At 71.7% G+C, this 25,863-nt stretch carries 24 protein-coding genes; 12 read left to right on the top strand and 12 right to left on the bottom strand.

All coding sequences use genetic code 11. The annotated features are described in order from the left end of the window. Positions 1 to 8: 8 nt before the first annotated feature. Genes ABZ454_RS20910 through ABZ454_RS20895 form a run of 4 tightly spaced genes read right to left on the bottom strand, consistent with a single transcriptional unit; the run spans position 9 to position 2,972 of the window. A complete protein-coding gene (locus tag ABZ454_RS20910) occupies positions 9 to 1,331 on the bottom strand; it encodes an NADH-quinone oxidoreductase subunit D (protein WP_356321790.1) in 1,323 nt (440 codons plus the stop codon). Further along, positions 1,331 to 2,044, bottom strand: coding sequence for an NADH-quinone oxidoreductase subunit C (locus ABZ454_RS20905; protein ID WP_356321789.1), 714 nt, complete (start codon positions 2,042 to 2,044; stop codon positions 1,331 to 1,333). Before ABZ454_RS20905 ends, ABZ454_RS20910 begins: the two co-directional genes overlap by 1 nt. Beyond that, positions 2,041 to 2,595 carry an NADH-quinone oxidoreductase subunit B family protein gene (locus ABZ454_RS20900; protein WP_352276005.1) on the bottom strand — a complete coding sequence of 185 codons (555 nt, stop codon included), beginning with the start codon at positions 2,593 to 2,595 and terminating at the stop codon, positions 2,041 to 2,043. The genes ABZ454_RS20905 and ABZ454_RS20900 overlap by 4 nt, the downstream gene beginning before the upstream one ends. A 17-nt stretch (positions 2,596 to 2,612) precedes the next feature. After that, positions 2,613 to 2,972: an NADH-quinone oxidoreductase subunit A gene (locus ABZ454_RS20895; protein WP_123460983.1), complete on the bottom strand. Its 360-nt coding sequence runs from the start codon at positions 2,970 to 2,972 to the stop codon at positions 2,613 to 2,615. Between the two features lie 781 nt (positions 2,973 to 3,753). Between ABZ454_RS20895 and ABZ454_RS20890 the strand changes: the two genes are divergently transcribed. After that, a complete protein-coding gene (locus ABZ454_RS20890) occupies positions 3,754 to 4,569 on the top strand; it encodes a C40 family peptidase (RefSeq protein ID WP_356321787.1) in 816 nt (271 codons plus the stop codon). 445 nt (positions 4,570 to 5,014) lie between these two features. Further along, a complete protein-coding gene (locus tag ABZ454_RS20885) occupies positions 5,015 to 5,761 on the top strand; it encodes a class I SAM-dependent methyltransferase (protein WP_359539817.1) in 747 nt (248 codons plus the stop codon). A 73-nt stretch (positions 5,762 to 5,834) separates the two neighbouring features. Here ABZ454_RS20885 and ABZ454_RS20880 read toward each other — a convergent pair whose 3' ends face one another. Further along, positions 5,835 to 7,118 (bottom strand): geranylgeranyl reductase family protein, encoded by a 1,284-nt coding sequence (locus ABZ454_RS20880; RefSeq protein WP_356321785.1) that lies wholly within the window; start codon positions 7,116 to 7,118, stop codon positions 5,835 to 5,837. 97 nt (positions 7,119 to 7,215) lie between these two features. Between ABZ454_RS20880 and ABZ454_RS20875 the strand changes: the two genes are divergently transcribed. Further along, positions 7,216 to 7,740: a GNAT family N-acetyltransferase gene (locus tag ABZ454_RS20875; RefSeq protein ID WP_356321784.1), complete on the top strand. Its 525-nt coding sequence runs from the start codon at positions 7,216 to 7,218 to the stop codon at positions 7,738 to 7,740. A 160-nt stretch (positions 7,741 to 7,900) separates the two neighbouring features. Here the strand turns inward: ABZ454_RS20875 and ABZ454_RS20870 are convergent, their stop codons facing one another. Then, positions 7,901 to 8,593 (bottom strand): demethylmenaquinone methyltransferase, encoded by a 693-nt coding sequence (locus tag ABZ454_RS20870; protein WP_356321783.1) that lies wholly within the window; start codon positions 8,591 to 8,593, stop codon positions 7,901 to 7,903. Between the two features lie 298 nt (positions 8,594 to 8,891). Between ABZ454_RS20870 and ABZ454_RS20865 the strand changes: the two genes are divergently transcribed. The 4 genes from ABZ454_RS20865 (at position 8,892) to ABZ454_RS20850 (ending at position 11,999) form a co-directional block, all read left to right on the top strand. Then, on the top strand, positions 8,892 to 9,401 hold the full coding sequence (locus ABZ454_RS20865) for a SigE family RNA polymerase sigma factor (RefSeq protein WP_356321782.1): 510 nt from the start codon (positions 8,892 to 8,894) through the stop codon (positions 9,399 to 9,401). An 11-nt stretch (positions 9,402 to 9,412) separates the two neighbouring features. Next, entirely contained in the window at positions 9,413 to 10,318 is a 906-nt protein-coding gene (locus ABZ454_RS20860; RefSeq protein WP_359539814.1) for a hypothetical protein, read from the top strand. After that, complete coding sequence (locus ABZ454_RS20855; protein ID WP_359539813.1) at positions 10,308 to 11,186, top strand: DUF3152 domain-containing protein; 879 nt, start codon at positions 10,308 to 10,310, stop codon at positions 11,184 to 11,186. The genes ABZ454_RS20860 and ABZ454_RS20855 overlap by 11 nt, the downstream gene beginning before the upstream one ends. 117 nt (positions 11,187 to 11,303) lie before the next feature. Further along, complete coding sequence (locus ABZ454_RS20850) at positions 11,304 to 11,999, top strand: DUF3152 domain-containing protein (RefSeq protein WP_356321779.1); 696 nt, start codon at positions 11,304 to 11,306, stop codon at positions 11,997 to 11,999. Positions 12,000 to 12,078: 79 nt separating this feature from the next. Here ABZ454_RS20850 and ABZ454_RS20845 read toward each other — a convergent pair whose 3' ends face one another. From ABZ454_RS20845 to ABZ454_RS20830, 4 genes are all read right to left on the bottom strand, one after another. Beyond that, positions 12,079 to 12,723 (bottom strand): hypothetical protein, encoded by a 645-nt coding sequence (locus tag ABZ454_RS20845; RefSeq protein WP_359539811.1) that lies wholly within the window; start codon positions 12,721 to 12,723, stop codon positions 12,079 to 12,081. A 7-nt stretch (positions 12,724 to 12,730) separates the two neighbouring features. Beyond that, positions 12,731 to 13,930 (bottom strand): cyclic dehypoxanthinyl futalosine synthase, encoded by a 1,200-nt coding sequence (mqnC, locus tag ABZ454_RS20840; protein WP_359078157.1) that lies wholly within the window; start codon positions 13,928 to 13,930, stop codon positions 12,731 to 12,733. A gap of 179 nt (positions 13,931 to 14,109) precedes the next feature. Beyond that, entirely contained in the window at positions 14,110 to 15,837 is a 1,728-nt protein-coding gene (locus ABZ454_RS20835; RefSeq protein ID WP_359539810.1) for a serine/threonine-protein kinase, read from the bottom strand. A gap of 365 nt (positions 15,838 to 16,202) precedes the next feature. Next, positions 16,203 to 17,081, bottom strand: coding sequence for a menaquinone biosynthesis protein (locus ABZ454_RS20830; protein WP_356321775.1), 879 nt, complete (start codon positions 17,079 to 17,081; stop codon positions 16,203 to 16,205). 353 nt (positions 17,082 to 17,434) lie between these two features. Between ABZ454_RS20830 and ABZ454_RS20825 the strand changes: the two genes are divergently transcribed. Both ABZ454_RS20825 and ABZ454_RS20820 read left to right on the top strand, forming a co-directional pair. After that, positions 17,435 to 17,638: a cold-shock protein gene (locus ABZ454_RS20825; protein ID WP_003967102.1), complete on the top strand. Its 204-nt coding sequence runs from the start codon at positions 17,435 to 17,437 to the stop codon at positions 17,636 to 17,638. A gap of 165 nt (positions 17,639 to 17,803) precedes the next feature. Next, positions 17,804 to 18,631 carry a MerR family transcriptional regulator gene (locus ABZ454_RS20820; RefSeq protein ID WP_359539808.1) on the top strand — a complete coding sequence of 276 codons (828 nt, stop codon included), beginning with the start codon at positions 17,804 to 17,806 and terminating at the stop codon, positions 18,629 to 18,631. 249 nt (positions 18,632 to 18,880) lie between these two features. On the opposite strand, the gene ABZ454_RS20815 is transcribed toward ABZ454_RS20820, so the two are convergent. Further along, positions 18,881 to 20,113 carry an amidohydrolase family protein gene (locus tag ABZ454_RS20815; RefSeq protein ID WP_359539806.1) on the bottom strand — a complete coding sequence of 411 codons (1,233 nt, stop codon included), beginning with the start codon at positions 20,111 to 20,113 and terminating at the stop codon, positions 18,881 to 18,883. 234 nt (positions 20,114 to 20,347) lie between these two features. On the opposite strand from ABZ454_RS20815, the gene ABZ454_RS20810 reads away from it, so the two are divergent. The 3 genes from ABZ454_RS20810 (at position 20,348) to ABZ454_RS20800 (ending at position 24,083) form a co-directional block, all read left to right on the top strand. Next, on the top strand, positions 20,348 to 23,320 hold the full coding sequence (locus ABZ454_RS20810) for a BTAD domain-containing putative transcriptional regulator (protein ID WP_356320475.1): 2,973 nt from the start codon (positions 20,348 to 20,350) through the stop codon (positions 23,318 to 23,320). Positions 23,321 to 23,529: 209 nt separating this feature from the next. Beyond that, on the top strand, positions 23,530 to 23,718 hold the full coding sequence (locus ABZ454_RS20805) for a hypothetical protein (protein WP_356320477.1): 189 nt from the start codon (positions 23,530 to 23,532) through the stop codon (positions 23,716 to 23,718). A gap of 194 nt (positions 23,719 to 23,912) precedes the next feature. Further along, the gene (locus ABZ454_RS20800) at positions 23,913 to 24,083 is read left to right on the top strand and encodes a hypothetical protein (RefSeq protein WP_356320479.1); all 171 of its coding nucleotides are present in this window, start codon (positions 23,913 to 23,915) and stop codon (positions 24,081 to 24,083) included. A gap of 157 nt (positions 24,084 to 24,240) precedes the next feature. Here the strand turns inward: ABZ454_RS20800 and ABZ454_RS20795 are convergent, their stop codons facing one another. Continuing rightward, complete coding sequence (locus tag ABZ454_RS20795; protein WP_359539802.1) at positions 24,241 to 25,800, bottom strand: FadD3 family acyl-CoA ligase; 1,560 nt, start codon at positions 25,798 to 25,800, stop codon at positions 24,241 to 24,243. Between the last annotated feature and the right edge of the window lie 63 nt (positions 25,801 to 25,863).

The following is a 25,863-nucleotide window of genomic DNA, read 5'->3' as shown; positions in this document are numbered from 1 at the left end:
TGCTTCGGTCACCGGTCGACGCCTCCCATCACGGGGTCGATGGATGCGACGGCGACGATGACGTCGGCGACCTGGCCGCCCTCGCACATCGCCGCCATGGCCTGGAGGTTGGTGAAGGACGGGTCGCGGAAGTGGACCCGGTAGGGGCGGGTGCCGCCGTCCGAGACGACGTGCACGCCGAGTTCGCCCTTGGGTGACTCGACCGCGGTGTACGTCTGCCCGGCCGGGACCCGGAAGCCCTCGGTCACCAGCTTGAAGTGGTGGATCAGGGCCTCCATGGAGGTGCCCATGATCTTCTTGATGTGGTCGAGCGAGTTGCCGAGTCCGTCCGGTCCGAGCGCGAGCTGCGCGGGCCAGGCGATCTTCTTGTCGGCGACCATGACCGGCCCGGGCGCGAGCCGGTCGATGCACTGCTCGACGATCCGCAGCGACTGTCGCATCTCCTCCAGACGGATGAGGAAGCGGCCGTAGGCGTCGCAGCTGTCCGCCGTGGGGACGTCGAACTCGTAGTTCTCGTACCCGCAGTAGGGGTCGGTCTTGCGCAGGTCGTGCGGGAGTCCGGCGGAGCGCAGGATCGGACCGGTGGCGCCGAGCGCCATGCAGCCGGTGAGGTCGAGGTAGCCGACGTCCTGCATGCGGGCCTTGAAGATGGGGTTGCCGGTGGCGAGCTTGTCGTACTCCGGCAGGTTCTTCTTCATGGTCTTCACGAACTCGCGCAGCTGGTCGACCGCCCCCGGGGGCAGGTCCTGGGCGAGTCCGCCGGGGCGCACGAACGCGTGGTTCATGCGCAGGCCGGTGATGAGCTCGAACAGATCGAGAACGAGTTCACGATCGCGGAAGCCGTAGATCATGATCGTGGTGGCGCCGAGCTCCATGCCGCCGGTGGCGATGCACACCAGGTGCGAAGAGATCCGGTTGAGCTCCATCAGCAGCACGCGCAGGACGGTGGCCCGGTCGGGGATCTGGTCCTCGATGCCGAGGAGCTTCTCGACCCCCAGGCAGTACGCCGTCTCGTTGAAGAACGGCGTCAGGTAGTCCATGCGCGTGACGAAGGTGGTGCCCTGCGTCCAGTTGCGGAATTCGAGGTTCTTCTCGATGCCGGTGTGGAGGTAGCCGATGCCGCAGCGGGCCTCGGTGACGGTCTCGCCGTCGATCTCCAGGATCAGCCGGAGCACGCCGTGGGTGGACGGGTGCTGGGGACCCATGTTGACGATGATGCGCTCGTCGTCGGAGTTGACCGCGGATTCGACGACCTCGTCCCAGTCGCCGCCGGTGACTGTATATACAGTCCCCTCGGTGGTCGCACGGGGTGTCGCGTGGGGAGTGGTCATCAGGAGTACGACCTCCGCTGGTCCGGAGCCGGGATCTGGGCGCCCTTGTACTCGACGGCGATGCCGCCGAGCGGGTAGTCCTTGCGCTGCGGGAAGCCCTGCCAGTCGTCCGGCATCATGATCCGGGTGAGGGCGGGGTGCCCGTCGAAGACGAGCCCGAAGAAGTCGTAGGTCTCGCGCTCGTGCCAGTCGTTGGTCGGGTAGACCGCGACGAGGGACGGGATGTGCCGGTCGCTGTCCGGCGCGGACACCTCCAGCCGGATGAGCCGGCCGTGGGTGATCGAGCGCAGGTGGTAGACGGCGTGCAGCTCGCGTCCCTTGTCCCCGGGGAAGTGGACGCCGCTCACCCCCGTACAGAGCTCGAAGCGCAGGGCCGGGTCGTCGCGCAGGGTCCGGGCGACGGTGGGCAGGTGCTCGCGGGCGATGTGGAAGGTGAGCTCGTCGCGGTCGACGACCGTCTTCTCGATGGCGTTGCCGGGGAGCAGGCCCTGTTCCTCCAGGGCCCCTTCCAGTTCGTCGGCCACCTCGTCGAACCAGCCGCCGTAGGGGCGCGAGGTGGCGCCCGGCAGGGCGACGGTGCGGACGAGGCCGCCGTAACCGGAGGTGTCGCCGCCGTTCTCGGCGCCGAACATGCCCTTGCGTACGCCGATGACCTCGCCGTGCTCGTCGCGCGGGACGGGGACGCCGTTGGCGCCGTTCTGCTCGTCGCTCACCGGAGCAGCCCCTTCATCTCGATCAGGGGCAGTGCCTTGAGCGCCGCGTCCTCCGCCTCGCGGGCGGCCTCCTGCGCGTTGACCCCGAGCTTGGAGCCCTGGATCTTCTGGTGGAGTTTGAGGATCGCGTCCATCAGCATCTCGGGCCGCGGCGGGCAGCCCGGCAAATAGATGTCAACGGGGACAATATGATCAACACCTTGAACAATGGCATAATTGTTGAACATTCCGCCCGATGACGCGCAAACCCCCATGGAGATGACCCACTTGGGGTTCGGCATCTGGTCGTAGACCTGCCGCAGGACGGGCGCCATCTTCTGACTGACCCGCCCGGCCACGATCATCAGGTCCGCCTGCCGTGGTGATCCGCGGAACACCTCCATGCCGAACCGGGCCAGGTCGTAGCGCCCGGCCCCGGTCGTCATCATCTCGATGGCGCAGCAGGCGAGGCCGAAGGTGGCCGGGAAGACGGAGGACTTCCGTACCCAGCCGGCGGCCTGCTCGACAGTGGTCAGCACGAAGCCGCTGGGCAGCTTCTCTTCGAGTCCCATGTGTGCCCCTCAGCCCCTCAGTCCCATTCCAGGCCGCCGCGACGCCACACATACGCGTAGGCGACGAAGACGGTGAGCACGAAGAGCAGCATCTCGACGAGCCCGAAGATCCCGAGGGCGTCGAAGGTGACCGCCCAGGGATAGAGGAAGACGATCTCGATGTCGAAGACGATGAAGAGCATCGCCGTCAGGTAGTACTTGATGGGAAAACGGCCGCCTCCGGCTGGAGTCGGGGTGGGTTCGATACCGCACTCGTACGCTTCGAGCTTCGCCCGGTTGTACCGCTTGGGGCCGATAAGCGTGGCACTGACCACGGAGAAGATCGCAAACCCTGCCCCGAGGGCGCCGAGCACGAGGATGGGCGCGTAGGCATTCACGCTCCTCGCTCCTTCCAGTCGTCCTTGACCGTTGGACCGCATCGGGCGACCTGGCTCGCCACCTCACCAAGATCGTGCACATGTGAGGCAGTTCACAAGCCCGACTGCCCCGCATCCTATGCCTGCCGTCCTGTGATCTGCGACACGGGGTACGACAACGTCTTTGTGATCTCCACCACCTGACGAACGATCATGAAGTCGGATGAGCGGTGATCTTCGTACGCGAAGCGGCCGAGTGATCACGAGACGTGACATTCGGCGCTGTTACCGCTGGTCAAAGAGGTGTCGCTCTATCAAGCCACAGCACCGGACGCCAAATTGGCCATGGACGCGATCGGGTGATAGAGAGACCGCCCGGCTCCCGGATCGGCGCGGCGTCACCCGCCCGGGGGTTCGCGTGGAACGAAGTGGACGCATCACGGCATACGCCCCCTACCGGGCGAATGGGTCGACACATGCGGCCAGTTCTCCACGGGCGGCGGCCTCCGCGCACAGGGCCCTCGTATGCCCGTCACGTCGAGACCATGCTGTGACCTGCATCACGCCCCCGAGTCCGCCACAGAAGCGGGCTTGGCCAACAGTGTGAACGGGTGGTAAGTGGCGGGCAATTCGGACGTAATGCCGAAAGCCCGTGATCACAGCCGTGATCGAGCATGCCCGGTTTGCCCGTTACGGCGTCAATAAAGGCCCTCAGGAAGCGGATTCACAGATTCCGGACGTAACTGTGTCGCAACACACGTTTCTTGATGGGACCCCTGAGGCCCTGATAGCGCTAGTACCTATGTCCCACACCGCTCTCATACCCAGCCACCGGAAGCCCCGCCGAAACGCCTCGAAGACGGCGCTGCGGGCCGGAGTTGCCGGTGGCGTCCTCAGCACCATCGCGGTCGCAGGCGCTGCCGGTCCGGCCCAGGCCGAGCCGGTGACCCAGACCATCGAGATGCCCACCATCACGGCCGGGCTCTCCACCTCCGTCGCGGCCTCCGCCGAGGCCACCCAGCAGGTCGCCCTGGACCTGGAGACGCAGGCCCAGGAGGAAGCCGCGGCCACGACCGCGGCGAAGGCCGCCAAGACGGCCAAGGCCGAGGCGGTCCGCAAGGCGGAGGCCAAGAAGAAGGCCGAAGCCGCCGCGAAGGCGGAGGCCGCCGAGCGCGCCTCCCGCTCCGCCGCGCGCACGACGCTGAGCGCCTCCACCGGCTCCTCCTCGCCGTCCACCACGGTGTCCTACTCCTCCACCGCCACGGGCTCCGCGGCCGCCATCGTCGCGTTCGCGCAGGCGCAGGTCGGCGACGCGTACGTGCCCGGCGGCACCGGCCCGAACTCCTGGGACTGCTCCGGCCTCGTCCAGGCCGCGTACCGCTCGGTGAACGTCGACCTGCCGCGCGTCTCGCAGAGCCAGTCGACCGCCGGCACCCAGGTCTCGCTGAGCAACCTGCAGCCGGGCGACATCCTGTTCTGGGGCAGCGCGGGCAGCGCGTACCACGTCGGGATCTACGTGGGCGGCGGCCAGTTCGTCGGGGCGCAGAACTCCTCCACCGGTGTGGTGCAGCGCTCCCTGGACTACGACATGCCCACCGGCGCCGTCCGCGTCCTCTGAGTTCACGGATTCACAAGCGCCTCGGCGCACATCGAAGGGCCGTCGCTCCCCCGCTCGGGAGCCGCGGCCCTTCGGCGTTCCCGGCAGGTGCGCGACGCCACCCCCGGCGGCCACGGGGACTGCCGGACGCCGTCCGCCGGAGCTTGTGAACCGGGGCGAAGAGCCCCCTCGTCACCGGGCGCCGGGCGGCCCCGCCCTGCCGCCGGGCCGGGTCGGGCCGGGGAAGCCGCCGGACGCTTCGCCGGGCGCGCTCGGCACGCCCCGTTCGCGCGGGCCGGCAAAACCAGTGGCGACGGCAACCCGGAACGTCTAGGTTCGCCGGGTTCAGCATCCGTACGCGCGGAAGAAGAGGTGTGTTCGATGACGGTCCGAGCAGCGGCGGCCGACTCCGGTCGGTCGTCCCTCACCAGCGCCCTGACCACACCGAACCTAGGGGACACCACTCGTGGATCTTCCACGCATCTTCACCCTTCGTGAAAGCAGCCACCGCATCCACAACCCGCTCACCCCGGGCAAGCTCGCCGCTCTGGGCCAGGCACTGCATCTGGCACCCGGGACGCGCGTGCTCGACCTCGCCAGCGGTTCGGGCGAGATGCTGTGCACCTGGGCCCGTGACCACGACGTCACCGGGACCGGGGTGGACATCAGCACGGTGTTCACCGAGAAGGCCCGGGCCCGGGCCGCCGAACTCGGTGTCGCCGACCGGGTCGCCTTCGTCCACGGCGACGCCTCGGGCTACGTCACCGACGAACCGGTCGATCTCGCCGCGTGCGTCGGCGCCACCTGGATCGGTGGCGGCGTGGCCGGCACGGCCGAACTGCTGGGCCGCAGTCTCCGGCCCGGCGGGCTGATGCTGATCGGCGAGCCCTACTGGCGCCGGGAAGTGCCGGACCAGGAGACCGCCCGAGCCTGCCTCGCCGGCGGCGAGGAGGACTTCCTCGTCCTGCCGGAGCTGATCGAGCGGTTCGGCGACCTCGGCTACGACGTCGTGGAGATGGTGCTGGCGTCCCAGGACAGCTGGGACCGGTACCAGGCGGCGCAGTGGCTCAACCTCCGCCGCTGGCTCGACGGTCATCCCGGTGACGAACTGGCCGCCGAGGTGCGGGCCGAGCTCACCACGGGGCCCGCCCGCTACACGCGCTACCAGCGTGAGTACCTCGGCTGGGGGGTCTTCGCCCTGATGGCCCGCTGACGGTCCGACGGGCGCGGGTCCGGGCGGCATGCCGCCCGGACCCGCGCACCTTCAGGACGCCGGACCCGGCCGCTCAGGCCTTCGGTGCGACCTTCGCCAGCCCGTTGATGATGCGGTCCATCGCGTCGCCGCCCATCGGGTCGGTGAGGTTGGCGAGCATCTTCAGGGTGAACTTCATCAGCAGCGGGTGCGTGAGGCCGCGCTGGGTGGCGACCTTCATGACCTTCGGGTTGCCGATCAGCTTCACGAAGGCGCGGCCCATCGTGTAGTAGCCGCCGTAGGTCTCCTTGAGCACCTTCGGGTAGTTGTTCAGCGCCAGTTCGCGCTGGGCCGGGGTCGCGCGGGCGTGGGCCTGGACGATGACGTCCGCGGCGATCTGGCCCGACTCCATGGCGTACGCGATGCCTTCGCCGTTGAACGGGTTCACCATGCCGCCCGCGTCACCGACGAGCAGCAGGCCCTTGGTGTAGTGCGGCTGGCGGTTGAAGGCCATCGGCAGGGCGGCGCCCCGGATCGGCGTCGTCATGTTCTCGGGGGTGTAGCCCCAGTCCTCCGGCATGGAGGCGCACCACGCCTTGAGGACCTCGCGCCAGTCCAGCTCCCTGAAGGCGGAGGAGGAGTTGAGGATGCCGAGGCCGACGTTGGAGGTGCCGTCGCCCATGCCGAAGATCCAGCCGTAGCCGGGCAGCAGCCGGTCCTCGGCGCCGCGCCGGTCCCAGAGTTCCAGCCAGGACTCCAGGTAGTCGTCGTCGTGGCGGGGCGAGGTGAAGTACGTACGGACCGCGACACCCATCGGGCGGTCCTCGCGGCGGTGCAGGCCCATCGCGAGGGAGAGCCGGGTGGAGTTGCCGTCGGCGGCGACGACGAGGGGGGCGTGGAAGGTGACCGGGGTCTTCTCCTCGCCGAGCTTGGCCTGCACCCCGGTGATCCGGCCGGTGCGCTCGTCCTTGACGGGGGCGCCGACGTTGCAGCGCTCGTACAGCCGCGCGCCGGCCTTCTGGGCCTGGCGGGCCAGTTGCTCGTCGAAGTCGTCGCGCTTGCGGACCAGTCCGTAGTCCGGGTACGAGGCGAGGTCCGGCCAGTCCAGCTGGAGCCGGACGCCGCCGCCGATGATGCGCAGCCCCTTGTTGCGCAGCCAGCCGGCCTCTTCGGAGATGTCGATGCCCATGGAGACGAGCTGCTTGGTGGCGCGCGGGGTGAGTCCGTCGCCGCAGACCTTCTCGCGCGGGAAGGCGGTCTTCTCCAGGAGGAGGACGTCGAGTCCGGCCTTGGCGAGGTAGTACGCGGTGGTGGAGCCGGCGGGGCCCGCCCCGACGACGATGACGTCCGCGCTGTGTTCGGACAGGGGCTCGGTCACGGTCGGATCTCCCGAAGACTCGAAATCGCGTGCCGCGCGGCACATGTCCCGTGCAGTCTATGGGGGCCTGTTGTCCCACCCTCCGAAGGGCTCCCCGATGTCGCTCGCGCCTCCCGCACTCCCCGTCGTACAGCTGCGTGTCCCGACCGATGAGGACGCGGTGGCCTGGCACCGCGCCTTCGACGACCCCGAGGTGATGGAGTTCCACGGCGGTACGTCCGACGAGCTGTCCCTGTACGAGGAGTGGACGGCCCGCCAGCGCAGACACGACGCGGAACTCGGCTACTGCCTCTGGACCGTGCTCGACGGGAGCGGCGAGGTGCTCGGTTTCACGGGTGCGCAGCCGTGGCCGCAGAGCGCGTACGGGCCGGTGGGCGAGATCGAGATCGGCTGGCGGCTGGCCCGGCCGGCCTGGGGCCGCGGTTACGCGACCGCGGCCGCGCGCCTCACCCTGGAGCGGCTGCGCGCGGCCGGGGTGGAGCGGGTGGTGGCGACGATCGACGCGCTCAACGAGCGGTCGATCGCCGTGGCCCGCCGGCTGGGCATGGAGCAGGCGGAGAGCTTCACGACGCCCCGGGCGGGGCAGGAGGCGCTGTGCTTCCGGCTGGAGCTGCGACGCTGACGCCCCGGGCGGGGCAGGGGGCGCCGTGCTTCCGCCCGGAACCGGAGCGGTGACACCCGGGAGGCGCCGTCCCCGGCCGGAGCGGGAGCGGTGACACCCCGGGGCGCTCGCACGTGGTGGCCGCGCGCGCCCGGGCCTCGCGCGCCCGCGTCCGGCGACGTCAGGCGCGTACGCCCCGGTGCAGCGCGACCACGCCGCCGGTGAGGTTGCGCCAGGCGACCTTCGACCAGCCGGCCCGCTGGAGCCTGGCCGCGAGCCCGGCCTGGTCGGGCCAGGCGCGGATCGACTCGGCGAGGTAGACGTACGCGTCGGGGTTGGACGACACCGCGCGCGCGACCGGCGGCAGCGCCCGCATCAGGTACTCGGTGTAGACGGTCCGGAACGGCGCCCAGACCGGCTGGGAGAACTCGCAGATGACCACCCGGCCGCCCGGCTTGGTCACCCGGTACAGCTCGCGCAGTGCCGCGTCCGTGTCCTGGACGTTGCGCAGCCCGAAGGAGATGGTCACCGCGTCGAACGACGCGTCGCGGAACGGCAGTTTCGTGGCGTCGCCCGCGGTGAAGGGCAGCCAGGAGTTGCGCTTCTTGCCCTCGCGCAGCATGCCGATGGAGAAGTCGCACGGCACGACGTACGCACCGGTCGCGGCGAACGGCAGCGAGGACGTCGCCGTCCCGGCGGCCAGGTCGAGGACCTTCTCCGCCGGCCGGGCGTGCACCGCCGCGGCGACCTCCTTGCGCCACAGCCGGGCCTGGCCGAGCGAGAGCACGTCGTTGGTGAGGTCGTAGTTCGCCGCGACGTCGTCGAACATCGAGGCGACTTCGTGCGGCTGCTTGTCCAGGGAGGCTCGGGTCACCCGCCCATTCAAGCAGCCCGGCCCCGCCGCGCCGGGGCGGGCCCGCTGTCCGGGAGATCCGCGGTGCCGATCAGCGGTGCGGCGCCCCGGCGTGCCGGATCCGGGAGGCCCACCACGCCGGATCCGCCCCGGGCATCCGGCCCACCGGTGACAAGGCCGGTGCGGGACCGCGCGACCCCGCCCAGCCGCTGTCCGTCCCGGCGTCCGGACACCGATCGCGATCCGGCTTCAACCTTTCCGGCCCGTCGGCACTCAGTAACAGGCGTAGTGACCACCGACAGACCGCAGAGGAGGCTGGATGACCGCCGGACGCAGACCGGACGCCACTGGCTTCGAAGAGTTCGCCCGCGCGAGTCAGCGCCGGCTGTACCGCACCGCGTATCTGCTGTGCGGGGACGCCGACGCCGCGCGCGATCTCACCCAGACGACGCTGGCGAAACTGTTCCAGCACTGGAACCGGGCGAGCGCCGCCGAGCATCCGGACGCCTACGCCCGGACCGTGCTGACCCGTACCTACATCGCCGAGCGCCGGCGCCGGCTGCGTGACTTCCGTGCCCACACGCCGATCGCCGCGCAGGCTCCCGCACCCGGCCCCGAGCTGACGGTCACCCTGCTGGCCGCGCTCGCCGAACTCCCGGCCCGTGCCCGGGCGATGGTCGTCCTGCGGTACTGGGAGGACCTGAGCGTGGAGACGGTCGCCGAGCTGCTGCGCTGCAGCCCGTCCACCGTGAAGAGCCAGTGCTCGCGCTCGCTCGCCACGCTGCGCACGCGTCTGGGCGACGCGCACCTCTACACCACCCGAAGCTGAGGAGGACCGTCATGGACCTGTTTACGGATAGCTCCCTGGGCCGGGGGCCGGACCCGGAGGCCGAGGGCCGGCTGCTCAGGGCCGTCATGGAGCGGGCGGCCGAGGACGCGCCGCCCCTGCCCGACCTGCTGCCCGTGGCCCTGGTCCAGGGCCGCAGGCGCCGCACCCGCGCCCGTGCCGCCGTCGGGGCGGGGGCGACGGGTGCGGTGGCCCTCGGGGTGTTCGGCGTCCTCCTGCCGTTGTGGGGACCGGGCGCCGGTACGCAGCCGGTGCGGACCGCGTCCGCCGCCTCCTCGCTCGCCCCCACCGCCGTCCCCTCACCGGTCCCCTCCGCCACGCCCGTCCCCGCCCCCGTGCACATCGAGCCGACCCCCGGTGAGACGACCATGGCCGACCTGCCGGCGGCCGAACGGACCCGGCAGGAGGACTTCCAGCAGCAGGTCGCGTTTCTGCTCGACACGCTGCTCTCCGAGCAGCTCGGCGCCGTGCGTCCGGTCGACCTGGCGGTGAGCCGTTACCAGGGCGAATCGGACGGCAACGCCTTCCCGGTCGTCTTCTCGGTACGCCCGCGGGCCCGTTCCGGCGCCGTTCCCGCAGATCCACCGTGCCACGACCTCCCGTCGAAGGGGCTCCGGTGCAGGACGGCCATGCTGCCGGGTGGTATCAAGGCCCGCGCCATGAGTGCGGAAGGGGACCGGAGCGGCTCGCGGACGATCACCGGTGTCGACGTCCGGTTCGTCTACGGCGACAGCACCGTCAGGCTCTCGGTCGACGGCGACAGTTCCTCGATGGTGTCGGCGCCGGTCACCGTGGAACAACTGGCTGCCGTGGCCGGTGACTCCCGGTTCCTGAAGCTCGTGAAGTACGCGGACGAGCACCCGATGGAAGACAAGGAGCACACCGTACGTGGCGGCTGAGCAAGTCAGGCACCGAGCGAAGCGGCGGGGGCGGGCCGACAGCCGGCGTTCCCGGCAGGACCGCCGGCGTCGCGGCCGGATACGGGTACTGGCGGCGGTCCTCGTCCCGGCGGCGCTGATCGGCGTCGCCGTGATCGCCGCTCCCCGATGGGCCGGCGGGGACGACGTGTCGGCAGCCGCAGCCGCACCGGAGTCCCCTGAGCCCCGGCAGGACGCGAGCCCGGCCGGCTCGTCGCCCCCTCCCGCCGCGAAGCCGAGGGCCACCGCGTCCGCCTCTGCCTCACCTTCCGCGACCGCCCGGCCTCCCCGTATCCCGGCGTCCGGCCCGGGCACCTTCACGGTCGCCCGCGCGGGCGCCTCGTCCGGGGGCCGGAACGCCTACCGGGTCGAGGTCGAGGACGGTTCCGGCGTCGACCCGGACGCGGCGGCCGCCCAGATCGCCGGGTTCCTGACCGCGCCGCGCGGCTGGGCGCACGGCGGGGCGCACTCGTTCCACCAGGTGTCGGCCGGGCCGGCCGGGCTGGTGATCCGTATCGCCACCGCGGCGACCACCGACCGCATCTGCGGGGCGCAGGGTCTCCACACCCGTGGCGAGGTCAACTGCCGGGTGGGCGAGACCGTGATGGTGAACCTCAAGCGCTGGCAGACCGGTTCGCCGGAGTTCGCCGGCCCGCTCGCCGACTACCGGGCCCTGATCATCAACCACGAGGTCGGCCACTGGCTGGGCCACGGCCACGAGACCTGCCCCGGCAAGGGCCGTACCGCCCCCGCGATGATGCAGCAGATCTACGGCCTCAAGGGCTGCGTCTCCAACGCCTGGCCCTACGACGCCAAGGGCCGGTACCTCGGCGGCCCGTCCGTACCATGACATTCCGCCGCAATCAGGCCCCGCGCCCACCCCGTATGCGTGTGGACTGAACCAATTGGCCCCGCCCTCGGTCCTTACAGCGGGGATGGAACCACCGAGGACCGGGGAGGGGCGCGGATGTCCGCGAGGGAGGTGCGCCGGAGCGGGCGGCGGGAACGCGGCCGGAGCCGGCTGTTCGTCAAGGCCGTCGTGCCGGTGGTGCTGGTCGCGGCAGCCGTCGTGGGCATCCGGTGGCACGGCGGGCACGGGCCGAGCACGTCCTCCGCGTCCGCCACCTTCACGGTCGCCCGCGCGGGCGTCTCGGAGACCGGCACGGGCGACGCCTACCGGGTGGAGGTGGAGAAGGGCTCCGGGCTGGACGCCGACCGGGCCGCCGCCGAGATCGCCCGCATCCTGGCCGCGCCGCGTGGCTGGACGCACCACGGCGAGCATGCGTTCCGCCAGGTCGCCGAGGGCCCGGCGGGACTGGTGATCCGGATCGCCACCCCCGCGACCACCGACCGCATCTGCGGGAAGGGCGGTCTCGACACCCACGGCGAGGTCAACTGCCGCGTGGGCACCGACGTCATGGTCAACCTGAAGCGCTGGCAGACCGGTTCACCCGAGTTCCACGGACCGCTCGCCGACTACCGGGCCCTCATCGTCAACCACGAGGTCGGCCACTGGCTCGGACACGGACACGAGACCTGCCCCGGCAAGGGCCGCCCCGCCCCCGCGATGATGCAGCAGATCGACGGCCTCAAGGGCTGCGTCTCCAACGCCTGGCCCTACGACCCCAAGGGCCAGTACCTCGGCGGCCCGCCCGTCCCGTGACGCACGGCGACGTGCCGCCCGGCGGCCCGCCCGTCCCGTGACGGACCGCAAGGTGCCGCTCCGCTCCCACCGGCGCGGCCTACGTGCCCCGGTACACCAGCCGTCCCGCCGCCACCGTCGCCACGCAGCTCACCCCGCCCGCCGCGAGCAGCGCGTCCTCGTCCGGCGCGTCGAAGGCGGCCAGATCGGCCCGGCCGCCGACGGCGAGCGGCGCCGCCATCGCCCCGGCCACCGCGGTGGCCCCGGCCAGCGGATCGAGCCGGGGCGCGCTGCCGGGGTCCGCCGGAGCGGCGATGACCAGGAGCCCGGACCGGCGCATGGCCGTGATCAGGGCGGGCGGTGCGGTGGGGGCGGCCGTCGCCGCGGTCGTCCCGTGCCGGAGCATCCGGTGCAGTCCGCGCCGTACGCTGCCGGTCCGCCAGGTGTCGTCCGGCCCGAGCGCGTCGAGCGCCTCACCGGTCAGCGGTGCGGTGCCCAGGGTGTCCGCCTCCCGCGGATCGGGGAAGTACGACTCCTCCAGGAGCCGGACCGCGTTCCGCTGGACGAGCCCCGGGGTCAGGACGCCCGGCCAGCGCCGGACCCTGGCGGCGGGGTGGGCCGCGGCCAGCTCCCCGTACGGGCCGAAGGCGGCGATCACCGCGTCGCGCACGGCCACCGCCCCGCCGGGCACGGGTGCACGGCCGCCGCCCGGCAACAGCAGGGCGGCGACGTGGATCGTCAGCAAGGCGCCTCTAGTTGGCGTTGAGGAGCTTGAGCTCCGGGTGGGCCGTGCCGCCCTCGATCGCGGTGGACGAGATGTGCGAGACGACGCGCTCGTCGACCGGGTCGTTCGCCGGGTCGTCGTGGACGACGAGGTGCTCGTAGGTGGTGGCGCGCTGGGCCGGCACCCGGTCCGCCTTGCGGATCAGGTCGATGATCTCCAGGCGGTTGGAGCGGTGCTTGGCGCCGGCGGAGGAGACGACGTTCTCCTCCAGCATGATGGAGCCGAGGTCGTCCGCGCCGTAGTGCAGCGACAGCTGGCCGACCTCCTTGCCGGTGGTGAGCCAGGAGCCCTGGATGTGGGCGACGTTGTCCAGGAAGATCCGGGCGATGGCGATCATCCGCAGGTACTCGAAGAGCGTGGCCTGCGTCTGGCCCTTCAGCTTGTTGTTCTCCGGCTGGTACGTGTACGGGATGAAGGCGCGGAAGCCGCCGGTGCGGTCCTGCACGTCCCGGATCATGCGCAGGTGCTCGATGCGCTCGGCGTTCGTCTCGCCGGTGCCCATCAGCATGGTGGAGGTGGACTCGACCCCGAGGCGGTGGGCGATCTCCATGATCTCCAGCCAGCGCTCGCCGGACTCCTTGAGCGGGGCGATCGCGGTGCGCGGCCGGGCCGGGAGCAGCTCGGCGCCGGCGCCCGCGAAGGAGTCGAGCCCGGCGGCGTGGATCCGCTGGATGGCCTCCTCGGCGGAGACCTTGGAGATCCGGGCCATGTGCTCGATCTCGGAGGCGCCCAGCGAGTGGATGACCAGCTGCGGGAACGCCTTCTTGATCGCGGAGAAGTGCTCCTCGTAGTACTCCACGCCGTAGTCCGGGTGGTGTCCGCCCTGGAACATGATCTGCGTGCCGCCGAGCTCGACCGTCTCCGCGCAGCGGCGCAGGATGTCGTCGAGGTCGCGGGACCAGCCCTTGGCGGTGTCCTTGGGCGCCGCGTAGAAGGCGCAGAACTTGCACGCCGTGACGCAGACGTTGGTGTAGTTGATGTTGCGCTCGATGATGTACGTCGCGATGTGCTCCGTACCCGCGTAGCGGCGACGGCGCACGGCGTCGGCGGCAGCGCCCAGCGCGTGCAGCGGCGCCGACCGGTACAGGTCGAGGGCCTCTTCCGGAGTGATCCGGCCGCCTTCGGCGGCTCGGTCGAGGATGGGCTGGAGGTCGGCCTTCTCGGTCACCGGGCTGTCACCTTTCGGCGGTTTTTCAACGGATCTACGGACCGGTTCAGCGTACGCCAGGGCCCGTACGCGTCAGCGGCCGGACCGGGCCGGTGCGCCGCGCGCGGCTCCCGGACCGGCAGGGGACGGGGCCCGCGCGGGGGCCGGCGTCCCGTGCGGGGGTCCCGGACCGGTACGCGTCAGGGCTCGGACCGGGTCAGCGTCCCGTACGGGAGTCCGGCGCCCCGCTCGTCGGACCGGAAGCGCAGGCCGCCGTCGCCGGTGCGCGTGAAGTGGACGTCGGTGGTCGTGGTGGTGCACAGGCCCGCCGTGCCGGGGCGGTCGGGATCGGCGCGTTCCCGCAGTGTCAGTTCCTTGTCCGTGCCGGAGGTGAGGGTGGCGACGCTGTGGCAGCTGACGTCCACGCCGAGGGCGGTGATCCTGGTCGTCATGCGGACGACGTCGGCGCCCTTCTTCCCCTGGTCGAACACGGCGGTGAGGGTGCCGTGCGGCGCGCCGGTCGTCTTCTCGGTGAGCGGTCCCCGCCACGTGCCGACGAACGCCGACGGGACCTCGGTGACCTGACCCGGGGAGCCGGGTGCGGACGGCTGGGCGGACGAGGCGCCCGAGGACGCCCCGGGGGAGGTGGCGGACGGGGTCTTGCCGGCGTCGCCGTGCCCGGCGGTGTCGGAGTCGCCGCCGCCCGGCATCAGGTCGAAGAGGAACGCGCTGCCCACGGTCACGGCCACGAGCGCGCCGGCCACCGCGAGGGCGACGGTGCAGCTGAGCCGGCGCCCCCGTTGTTCGCCCGGCCGGGCGCCGCCGCCCATGGTGAAGGCGAACCGGGGGTCGGGGGTGCGCTGCCCCGGCACCCCGTCCGTCCCGGCGGCGGCCGACCACGGCGGCGGGGTCGGGCCGGCCGTCGGGGGCGGTTCGACCGGCGGGCCGAACACCCCGAGGGCGCCGCCGGCCCCGACCGCCCCGAACGAGGCGTTGCTGAACGGCACCGGCCCCGACTGCAGCGGCGCCTCCTGCGGTTCCAGGTCCAGCAGGGCGACCGCCGACCGGCTGACCTCGCGCACCAGCGGACCGGGCAGCCAGCCCGCCGCCACCGCGACCGCCGCGCCCTCGGGCGCCAGCTGCCGGGCGAGCTCCGCCGGGGTCGGCCGCACGGCCGGGTCCTTCGCCAGGCAGGAGGCGATGACCTCGCGCAGCCCGCCCTCCAGCTCGCCCAGTTCGGGCTCCTCGTGCACCACCTTGTAGAGGAGCACGGCGGAGGAGTCGCCGAGGAAGGGGGCGGAACCGGTCGCCGCGTACGCCAGCACCGCGCCCAGCGAGAAGATGTCGGCCGCGCCCGAGATGTCCTGGCCGCGGATCTGCTCCGGCGCCATGTAGCCCGGCGAGCCGACCGAGACGCCGGTGGAGGTGAGCGAGGCCGTGGCGTCGATGGCCCGGGCGATGCCGAAGTCGATCAGACGGGGACCGTCGAGGGCGAGCAGGACGTTGGACGGCTTCACGTCCCGGTGGATCAGGCCCTGCCCGTGGACCGCGGCCAGCGCCTCGGCGAGCCCGGCGCCCAGGGTGCGGACCGCCTGCTCGGGCAGCGGCCCGTGTTCGGTGACGGCGGCCGAGAGCGGCGGCCCGGCCACGTAGCCGTGGGCCACCCAGGGGACGGGGGCGTCCGGGTCGGCGTCCAGGACGGGAGCGGTCCACTGCGCACCGATCCGCCGTGCCGCGTCGACCTCGCGCCGGAACCGGGCACGGAACTGCTCGTCGAGCGCGAAGTGCGGGTGGACGACCTTGACCGCCACGGTCCGGCCGCCCGCGCTCCGTCCCAGATACACGCGGCCCATGCCGCCGGCGCCCAGTCGGCCCAGCAGCCGGTAGGCACCGATGCTCAGCGGTTCGCCGGCTTCGAGCGGCTGCATAACGGACTCCCCTCGTGGACCGGCCGGACCTCCGACCGAAGCCTAGGGGCGAAGGTCATCGGGTCACAGGGGAAACCATCCGCCGATTTCGGCCCCAAGGGAACGAACGACGCCATTCACCGCAACAAAAGGCGTGAATGTGTCCTTCCCCCGGTCGATTGCGGGAGGAGCGGGGACGTACTCCCGACGCCTTCCGCCAATCGGCCATTCAACGCGAATTCACCCGAATCGATATCCGCACATCCGCACGGGGGATGAGCACGGGGTTCTCCGCAAGGGAACAGCGGGACGGCGGCGGCGGGAATGGCCGGGCATTCCCGCCGGGGACGGTGCGCGGTGCACGCGGCGGGAGCGCCCGTAAGCCGTCAGGCGCCGAGAAGTTCGACGCGCACGTCCGCCGGGAAGCCCGTGCTCGGACCGGTCCGGCGCGCGAACTCCGTGACCCCGGCCAGCTGCGCGGGCCCGAAGCGGAAGTCGAGGGTCGTGAAGTAGCGCTCCAGGACCTCCGCGTCGAAGGCCTCCCAGCGCGCGGCCTGCTCCGCGACCTTGGTGACCTCCTCCAGGGACACGTCCCGCGAGGCCAGGAACGCCTCGTGCACCTTCCGCACGGCAGCGGGCTCGGCCGCCAGGTAGTCCTTGCGCGCGGCCCAGACGGCGAAGACGAACGGCAGGCCCGTCCACTCCTTCCACATGGCGCCCAGGTCGTGGACCTGGAGCCCGAGGCGGGGGGCGTCGTGCAGGTTGGCGCGCAGCGCGGCGTCACCGATGAGGACGGCGGCGTCCGCCTCCTGCATCATCAGGCCGAGGTCGGGCGGGCAGGTGTAGTAGTCGGGGGTGACCCCGAACCGCTCGGCGAGCAGCAGCTGCGCCAGCCGTACGGAGGTGCGGGAGGTCGAGCCGAGTGCGACCCGGGCCCGGTCGAGGTCCTCCAGGGGCCGCTGCGACACGATCACGCACGACATGACGGGCCCGTCGCAGCCGACCGCGATGTCGGGGAAGGCGACCAGGTCGTCGGCGTTGCGGAGGAACTCCACCAGGGTGACGGGGCCGATGTCGAGATCGCCCCTGATCAGCTGCTCGCTGAGCTTCTCCGGGGTGTCCTTCGAGAGCTCCAGGTCGAGCAGGGTTCCGGTCCGTGCGAGCCCCCAGTAGAGGGGAAGGCAGTTGAGGAACTGGATGTGGCCGACGCGCGGCCGGCTGCGACGATCGTCGCCTGCGACGGTTGAGACGGTTGAATTGTCCACATCGCGAGGCTAGACCCGTGACCGGCGCACGGCCTCACCGGGGGCGCGCGGCGTCGCGCCGGCCCTTCTTCCGGGGCCCGGGAATGGGCGGCCCGAAGCCCCCCGACAAGGCCCCGGGAGTCACTCCGCAGGGTCTCCCCGTGTGGCCATCCGCACGGCTATCAAACATCCGAGTGAAGTGATCTTTCCCTCTACCCTTCCCCACATGCTGCGTGCTAGGCTCAACGCCAAGTTGCAGTTTGGTTTCCCTTGCAGTACAGAGCCTGCGGAGCATGTAACCCGCAGGCTTTTGTAGTTTTCAGACTTCTTTGCAGGTTCTGGAGCAGGGCAACCCTTTGGCCCAAGGAGGGCTTATGGCTACCGGAACCGTCAAGTGGTTCAACGCTGAAAAGGGCTTCGGCTTCATCGCCCAGGACGGCGGCGGCCCGGATGTCTTCGTCCACTACTCCGCGATCAACGCGTCCGGGTTCCGCTCCCTCGAGGAGAACCAGGTCGTGAACTTCGACGTCACTCAGGGACCCAAGGGTCCGCAGGCTGAGAACGTCACCCCGGCCTAGTTGCCCGGGTCGGCCGATCGCGGCCGGTAAAGCAGTACCCAAGGAGCCCCGCTCCTCCGCCCCGGCGGAGGAGCGGGGCTCCTGCCCTTTCCCGTGTCCCGTGTTCCTGCCGGCACTGCGGCCCTTGACCTTCACACCGTGTGAGGGCGTGCAGTGGGAGACGTCATGTTCACCATCGGAGACTTCGCCCGCCACGGGCGCGTGTCGGCCCGGATGCTGCGCCATTACGACGCGGTCGGGCTGCTGCGCCCCGCCCGCACCGACCCCGCCACGGGCTACCGCTCGTACGAGGCCGCACAGCTCGCCCGGCTCAACCGGATCATCGCCCTCAAGGATCTCGGCTTCACGCTCCAGCAGGTGCGGTCCGTCCTCGACGACGAGGTGGGTCCGAAGGAGCTGCGCGGGATGCTGCTGCTGCGGCGGGCGGAGCTGGAGGCGGCGATGGCGGCGGCGGCCGCGCGGCTGGCGCAGGTCGAGGCGAGGCTCCGGTCCATCGAGAGCGAGGGACACATGTCCGTGGACGAAGTCGTGATCAAGAGCGTTCCGGCGGTACGGGTCGCGGAGCTGACCGGGGTGGCGGAGGGGTACGGGCCGGATGACATCACCCCGGTGATCGGCCCGCTGTACGACCGGCTGTTCCCGCTGCTGGAGGGGGCCGGGGTCCGTCCGGCGGGCCCCGGGGTGGCCCGCTACGAGGAGGCGCCCGAGGGCGGCGGCGCGATCGTCGTGCACGCCGGGGTGACGGTCTCCGCCCCGGTGGGGCCGCTCGGGGACACCGGGGTCACGGTGGTGGAGCTGCCCCCGTTCGAAGCGGCGACCATCGTGCACCGGGGCCCGATGGAGGCGATCCTCCCGACGGCCCAGACCCTGGCCCGTTGGATCGACGCCGGCGGATACCGCTCGGCGGGGTACGCGCGCGAGATCAACCTGGAGTGCCCCGCGGACAGGGAGCAGTGGGTGACGGAGCTCCAGGAGCCGGTCACCCGGGCCTGACGGCCGGCGGGAGGGGGCCGGTCGCCCACGCCTGACGGAGGGGGCCGGTCGCCCGCGCCTGACGGCCGGCGGGAAGGGTCCGGTCGCCCGGGCCTGACGGAGGGGGCCGGTCGCCCGCGCCTGACGGCCCGGGGAAGGGGGCCGGTCGCCCGGGCCTGACGGAGGGCGGCCGGCGGGGAGGGGCCGGAGTCGGCCCGCGTACGGGACGGCCCCGTCCCCCTCCCCGGCCTCGCGGCCCCCCTCCCCCGCTCACGCCCCCGTGCCGGGTCCCGCCCAGAGGCCTTCGGGGGTCAGCCCGAGCAGATCGATCGCGTTGCGGCGCACGATGCGGTCGACGACATCGGCGTCCAGGTGCCCCATCTGCGCCTCCCCGACCTCGCGGGACTTGGGCCAGGTCGAGTCGGAGTGCGGGTAATCGGTCTCGTACAGGACGTTCCCGACCCCGATCGCGTCCAGGTTCTTCAGCCCGAAGGCGTCGTCGAAGAAGCAGCCGTACACGTGCTCGGTGAACAGCTCCGACGGCGGCCGGTGGACCTTGTCGGCCACCCCGCCCCAGGCGCGGTTCTCCTCCCAGACGACGTCGGCGCGTTCCAGGATGTACGGGATCCAGCCGATCTGGCCCTCCGCGTACATGATCCGCAGGTTCGGGAAGCGTTCGAACTTGCCGCTCATCAGCCAGTCGACCATCGAGAAGCAGCAGTTGGCGAAGGTGATGGTGGAGCCGACGGCCGGCGGGGCGTCGGCCGAGGTGGACGGCATCTTCGAGGACGAGCCGATGTGCATGGCGATCACCGTCCCCGTCTCGTCGCAGGCCCGCAGGAACGGATCCCACTCGTCCGTGTGGATGGAGGGCAGTCCGAGATGCGGAGGTATCTCGGAGAACGCCACGGCGCGCACCCCGCGCGCGGCGTTGCGCCGGACCTCGTCGGCGGCCAGTCGCGCGTCCCAGAGCGGGATCAATGTGAGCGGGATGAGCCGGCCGTGCGCGTCGGGCCCGCACCACTCCTCGACCATCCAGTCGTTGTACGCGCGCACCCCCAGCAGTCCGAGTTCGCGGTCCTTCGCCTCGGTGAAGGTCTGCCCGCAGAAGCGGGGGAAGGTGGGAAAACAGAGGGCGGACTGGACGTGGTTGACGTCCATGTCGGCGAGCCGCTCGGGCACCGAGAACGACCCGGGGCGCATCTGCTCGTAGGTGATGACTTCGAGCTTGATCTCGTCCCGGTCGTAGCCCACGGCGGTGTCGAGGCGGGTGAGCGGGCGGTGCAGGTCCTCGTACACCCACCAGTCGCCGATCGGCCCCTCGTCCCCCTTCGCGCCCATCACGGGGGCGAACTTGCCTCCCATGAAGGTCATTTCCTTGAGCGGCGCCCGGACGACGCGCGGCCCTGAGTCCGCGTACCTGGACGGGAGCCGGTCCCGCCAGACATGAGCGGGCTCCACCGTGTGGTCGTCCACCGAGATGATCTTCGGGAAGGTCTCCATGCGTAGTACGGTAGCGCCGATCTGACGAACCGTCAGCAACTCGGGCGGGGCCTCGTTCCACAATCGTTGTCGAGGGCTTGTGCAGAGAGTCACCCACTGCTGACGCGCCCCCCTTTCACAAGGCAGACTGTTGACGGCGATACCAACGGTATGGAGCAATCCGGATGGCCCCGGCCGGATCCGGACATATGCAGATCGTGCCGGACAGCGCGCAGGGCAAAACTGGAGGCAGCAATGGGCCGTGACGACGGGCCACGGGTACGTGTTCCGGAGCAACGCGCCCCGGAGCAGGGGCCGGCGGAGGATGCTGCCGGTCTGCGGTTCTGCGTGCTCGGTCCGGTACGGGCCCGGCGGGGCGACGAGACGCTGCCCTCCGGCTCGCCGCAGCAGCGCGCCCTGCTGACCGCTCTGCTGCTCAGGGGCGGACGCACCGCGACGGCCGCCGAACTCATCGACGCCATCTGGGGCGAGGACCCGCCCTCCCAGGCCCTGGCCGCGGTGCGCACCTACGCCTCCCGGCTCCGCAAGGCCCTGGGCCCGCTCACCCTGGCCAGCGACTCCGGCGGGTACGCGATGCGGATCGGCCCCGAGGCGCTCGACGTGACCGTGGCCCAGCAGCGGGCGGCCGACGCCGAGAAGGCCCGGGCCTCGGGTGACCGCGGCCGGGCCAGAACACTGCTGAACGAGGCACTCGGCCTCTGGGACGGCGAGACCCTGGCCTCCGTGCCCGGCCCGTACGCCGAGTACCAGCGCACCCGGCTGGAGGAGTGGCGGCTCCAGCTCACCGAGACCCGCCTCGACCTGGACCTGGAGGTCGGCGCCCATGCGGAGGCGGTCTCCGAACTGACCGCGCTCACCGCCGCGCACCCGCTGCGCGAGCGGCTGCGCGAACTCCTGATGGTGGCCCTGTACCGCAGCGGCCGGCAGGCCGAGGCCCTCGCCGTCTACGCCGACACCCGGCGGCTGCTGGCCGAGGAACTGGGCGTCGACCCACGCCCCGAACTAGCCGCTCTCCAGCAGCGCATCCTGCGCGCGGACGAGGAACTCGCGCGCCCGGCGGACGAGACCGCACCGGCCGCCGCCCCGGTCCGGCCCGCGCAACTCCCGGCCACGGTCCCGGACTTCACCGGCCGCGCCTCCTTCGTACGGGAACTGGGCGACCGCCTCGCCACGGCCGAGGGTTCCGTCATGGCGGTGTCCGCGCTGGCCGGGATCGGCGGCGTGGGCAAGACGACCCTCGCCGTGCACGTCGCCCACCAGGCCCGCCGGCACTTCCCGGACGGCCAGTTGTACGTGGACCTCCAGGGCGCGGGCGGCCGGGCCGCCGAACCGGAGACCGTCCTCGGCGCGTTCCTGCGTGCCCTGGGCACGGCGGACTCGGCGATCCCCGACTCCCTGGACGAACGCGCCGCGCTCTACCGCTCCACGCTGGACGGCCGCCGCATCCTGGTCCTCCTCGACAACGCCCATGACGCGGCCCAGATCCGCCCGCTGCTCCCCGGCACGGCCGGGTGTGCGGCGCTGGTCACCAGCCGGGTCCGGATGGTCGACCTCGCGGGCGCGCACCTGGTCGACCTGGACGTGATGTCGCCCGAGGAGGCGCTCCAGCTGTTCACCCGGATCGTCGGCGAGGAGCGCATCAACGCGGAGCGCGAGGCGGCGCTCGACGTCGTCGCCGCCTGCGGCTTCCTCCCCCTGGCCATCCGCATCGCCGCCTCCCGCCTGGCGGCCCGCCGCACCTGGACGGTCTCCGTCCTCGCCGCGAAGCTGGCGGACGAGCGCCGCCGCCTGGACGAGCTCCAGGCGGGCGACCTCGCGGTGAAGGCGACCTTCGAACTCGGCTACGGCCAGCTGGAGCCGGCCCAGGCCCGCGCCTTCCGCCTCCTGGGCCTCGCGGACGGCCCGGACATCTCCCTGGCCGCGGCGGCGGCCCTGCTGGACATGGAGACCCACACGGCGGAGGACCTCCTGGAGGCCCTGGTCGACACGTCCCTCCTGGAGTCGGCGGCCCCGGGCCGCTACCGCTACCACGACCTGGTCCGCCTCTACGCGCGTTCCTGCGCGGAGCGCGACGAGCGGTCGCCACAGGAGCGGGAATCCGCGTTGTCGCGGCTGCTGGACTTCTATCTGGCCACCGCGGCGGGGGTGTACGCGCTGGAGCGGCCGGGGGACCGGTTGGTGGATCACCTGGAACCGACGGAGTACGCGGGGCTGTCGTTCAGGGAGAGGAACGCGGCGCGTGACTGGCTCTACGCCGAGGCCGGCCCGCTGCTCGCCTGCGTACGGCAGTCCTCCACCCCCGGCACCCTGCCCCGGTCCGTCGACCTCCTCTGGTCGGCGCTCGACCTGGGTGAGTCCGGTGCGAACTCGAAGCAGTACGAGTCCACCGCCCTCGCCGTGCTGGACGCCGCCCGCGAGGCCCGCGACCGACGCACCGAGGTCCGGGCACTGATGACGCTGGCCGACGTCCACCACACCTCCGGCCGCTTCGACCAGGCCAAGGACGAGGCGGAGCAGGTGATGGGACTCGTCGAGACGACGGCCGACCCGCTGCCCGGCTGCTGGGCGCCGAACGCGCTCGGGATCATGGCCCTCTACGAGAGTCGCCACGACGCCGGCGAGAAGTACCTCAGCCTCGCCATCGACCGGTTCCGCCAGATCGAGGACCGTCCGGGCGAGGCCAGCGCCCTGTGCAACCTGTCGCGCATCCACCTCGCCACCGAGCGGACCGAGAGCGCGGTCTCCTTGGCCCAGCAGGGCACCCACATCTACGACAGCCTGGGGCACGCCCTCCGTAGTGCGAACGGACGGTACGCCCTGGGCATGGCACTGACCCAGAGCGGTCAGTTCGGCACCGCCGCGGAAACCCTCGTGGAGGCCCTCGGCACCTTCCGGGACAGCCGGCAGCGCCTGTGGGAGGGGATGACCCTCTTCCGCCTCTGCGAGGTCGACCTCGCATCGGGGAGCTCCGCCGAGGCCGCGACCAAGGCCGAGCAGGCGCTGACAGCCCTTCGGGGCATCGGGGGAGAGTGGCGGCGGGGCAACGTCCTGACCGTGCTCGGCCGTGCGCTGAACAGCATCGGCCAGTTCGGACGTGCTCAGGCGTGCTGGCGCGAGGCGCTGGCCATATACGACCAACTCGGGTCCCGCGAAGCGGACGAGGTGCGCGAACTCCTGGCGTCCGTCGCTTCGGCAGCGGTCGCGTAGGGCGCACCGCCGGGGGCGTTCATCATTCGTTTATCGCGGCCGGGCATTCTTATGAACGTCAATCCGCCGCGTCGGGGGGCAGACGGGTTGACGCCAAGGCCGGAGCACTCATGTGAACGGCCCTGAGTCGCCCGCCCGGCAGTCCACGGGGGAACAGCCGGGCGGGCCTCGCCGACCCATCACATATGAGCCAAGGGAAGCAGACGATCATGGCTGACGCGAAGAAGGACCTGGAGATCAAGCCCGAGGACATGCACGCCACCGGCGAGGACGCGGGGCAGATCACGACCCTGGACATGCACGCCACGGGCGGAACGATCAAGCCCCTGGACATGCACGCCACCGGCGGCGAGGCCACGACCGACGACATGCACGCCACTTCGGAGCCGAAGGGCTGACGACTTCTGTCGACGGGGGCAGCGGCCGCGGCGGCGCGGAGGGGGAGCCGTCGCGGCCGCTGCATGTCCGCATGCGGGCGCGCAACGCGATCGCGTCGACCCTCGGCCAGTTCCCGCCAAGGGCTACCCGCCCTCGCGCCTCTGTCACTAGCGTCACATCACACCCGAACGCCGATGCCACCACAGGAGTTGCCATGACCCGCACGAAGAAGACGCTCGTCGCCGCCGCGTTCGCCGTGGCCCTCGGCATCGGCGGCGCGTCGCCGGCTCTGGCCAACACCCACGCAACGGGCGACACCCCCGTGACCACGCAGAACACCCACGCCACCGTGGTGACCCCGCAGGGCAACCTCCACGCCACCTGAGCCGCACGCAGCCCGCGAGAGGGCCCGAGCCACCCGGCTCGGGCCCTCTCGCGTACCCCTACAGCCCCCGGACGTTCGTCGGGTACGACGAACCGCTCGTCGGGTCCGCACGGGAACCGGGCCTGCCCGTCGCGTGCCCCGGGGCCGGCTGAGCGCGTCAACGCCCCCGCAGCTCCCCCTTCACCACCTTGCCGCTCGCGTTGCGGGGGAGCTCGGTGACGAACTCCACCGCTCTCGGCACCTTGTAGTTCGCCATCTCCCGCCGCGACCAGGCGATCAGGTCGTCCGCCGTCACCGTGGCGCCCGGGCGGCGGACGGCGTAGGCCTTGCCGACCTCGCCGAGGCGGGGGTCGGGGACGCCGATGACCGCCACGTCCGCGACGTCCGGGTGCAGACCCAGGAGCTGTTCGATCTCCGCGGGGTAGGCGTTGAAGCCGCCGACGATGAACATGTCCTTGATCCGGTCCGTGATCCGCAGGTTGCCGTCCTCGTCGAGGACGCCCACGTCGCCGGTGTGCAGCCAGCCGTCCGAGGTGATCGTGGCGGCCGTGGTCTCCGGGTCCTCGAAGTAGCCGCGCATCACGTGGAAGCCGCGGACCAGGATCTCGCCGGGGGCGCCGGGTGCGGCGAGGACGCGCACTTCCGTGCCGGGGATCGCCCGGCCCGAGGTGGAGGCGATGACCTCCGCCGGATCGCCGCGGCGGCACATCGTGACGATGCCGCTCGCCTCGGAGAGGCCGTAGGCGGTCAGGACCGTCGCGATGCCCAGTTCCGTGCGCAGCCGGTTCACCAGTTGGAGCGGGACGACGGCCGCTCCCGTCACGACCAGGCGGAGTGCGGAGAGGTCGTGGGACGCCCGGGCCGGGTGGTCCAGGAGGGACTGGTGGAGGGTGGGCGGGCCGGGGAGGACCGAGATGCGCTCGGCCGCGATGTTGGCGAGGACCGTGTCCACGTTGAACACCGGCTGCGGGACCATGGTCGCGCCCCGCATCAGGCACGCGATGATGCCCGCCTTGTAGCCGAACGTGTGGAAGAACGGGTTCACGATCAGATAGCGGTCGCCCTCGCGCAGACCGGCCAGCTCGCTCCAGATCGCGTAGCAGCGCAATGTCTGGGCGTGGCTGATGACGGCGCCCTTCGGCCGGCCCGTCGTGCCCGAGGTGTAGACGATGTCCGAGGGGGAGGACGGGTCGACGGCCTCGGCCCGTTCGCGTACCCGCTGCGCGGATATCCGCTCCCCCGATGCCAGGAAGTCCTTCCAGGTGACGTACCCGTCGGCCTCGGGCGCGGTGTCGGCGAGCACCACCACCTGTTCCAGGTGCGGGAGTTCGGTCTCGGCCCGGCGCAGCGACGCCACGTACGACGTGCCGAGGAAGGTGCCGGTGACGAAGAGCAGCTTCGCCCGGCTCCGCTCCAGGACGTACGCCGCCTCCGCGCCCTTGAAGCGGGTGTTGAGCGGGACGAGGACCGCGCCGGCGGTCACCGCCCCCAGCGCGGAGACGATCCAGTCCAGGGTGTTGGGCGCCCAGACCGCGACCCGGTCCCCCGGCTCCACGCCCGCGGCCATGCACGCGGCGGCGGCCCGCTCCACGCGTGCGCCGAGTTCCGCGTACGTGATCCGGGTGCGGCCCTCGGCCACCGCCTCCCGGTCCCCGTACCGCCGGACCGCCTCCCGTACCAGGTTCGGGACGGTGGACCATTCCTCGTCGCCTCGCATCTCGCGCCCTCCCGTCGCACCGGAACGCAGTAGCCGCCTCGTAGCTGACTATCCGTCAGATTA

This window comes from Streptomyces sp. NPDC005803, from assembly GCF_040630435.1.
Taxonomy (GTDB): Bacteria; Actinomycetota; Actinomycetes; order Streptomycetales; family Streptomycetaceae; genus Streptomyces.
The sequence above is the reverse complement of the archived record's forward strand: the minus strand, read 5'-3'. Positions and strand labels throughout refer to the sequence as shown.

Excerpts from the sequence above, each read along its gene's own strand:
- ABZ454_RS20910 (WP_356321790.1), bottom strand. The coding sequence starts at position 1,331 with ATGACCACTCCCCACGCGACACCCCGTGCGACCACCGAGGGGACTGTA.
- ABZ454_RS20900 (WP_352276005.1), bottom strand. The coding sequence starts at position 2,595 with ATGGGACTCGAAGAGAAGCTGCCCAGCGGCTTCGTGCTGACCACTGTC.
- ABZ454_RS20890 (WP_356321787.1), top strand. The coding sequence starts at position 3,754 with ATGTCCCACACCGCTCTCATACCCAGCCACCGGAAGCCCCGCCGAAAC.
- ABZ454_RS20875 (WP_356321784.1), top strand. The coding sequence starts at position 7,216 with ATGTCGCTCGCGCCTCCCGCACTCCCCGTCGTACAGCTGCGTGTCCCG.
- ABZ454_RS20865 (WP_356321782.1), top strand. The coding sequence starts at position 8,892 with ATGACCGCCGGACGCAGACCGGACGCCACTGGCTTCGAAGAGTTCGCC.
- ABZ454_RS20860 (WP_359539814.1), top strand. The coding sequence starts at position 9,413 with ATGGACCTGTTTACGGATAGCTCCCTGGGCCGGGGGCCGGACCCGGAG.
- ABZ454_RS20850 (WP_356321779.1), top strand. The coding sequence starts at position 11,304 with ATGTCCGCGAGGGAGGTGCGCCGGAGCGGGCGGCGGGAACGCGGCCGG.
- ABZ454_RS20835 (WP_359539810.1), bottom strand. The coding sequence starts at position 15,837 with ATGCAGCCGCTCGAAGCCGGCGAACCGCTGAGCATCGGTGCCTACCGG.
- ABZ454_RS20825 (WP_003967102.1), top strand. The coding sequence starts at position 17,435 with ATGGCTACCGGAACCGTCAAGTGGTTCAACGCTGAAAAGGGCTTCGGC.
- ABZ454_RS20820 (WP_359539808.1), top strand. The coding sequence starts at position 17,804 with ATGTTCACCATCGGAGACTTCGCCCGCCACGGGCGCGTGTCGGCCCGG.
- ABZ454_RS20815 (WP_359539806.1), bottom strand. The coding sequence starts at position 20,113 with ATGGAGACCTTCCCGAAGATCATCTCGGTGGACGACCACACGGTGGAG.
- ABZ454_RS20810 (WP_356320475.1), top strand. The coding sequence starts at position 20,348 with ATGGGCCGTGACGACGGGCCACGGGTACGTGTTCCGGAGCAACGCGCC.
- ABZ454_RS20805 (WP_356320477.1), top strand. The coding sequence starts at position 23,530 with ATGGCTGACGCGAAGAAGGACCTGGAGATCAAGCCCGAGGACATGCAC.
- ABZ454_RS20800 (WP_356320479.1), top strand. The coding sequence starts at position 23,913 with ATGACCCGCACGAAGAAGACGCTCGTCGCCGCCGCGTTCGCCGTGGCC.
- ABZ454_RS20795 (WP_359539802.1), bottom strand. The coding sequence starts at position 25,800 with ATGCGAGGCGACGAGGAATGGTCCACCGTCCCGAACCTGGTACGGGAG.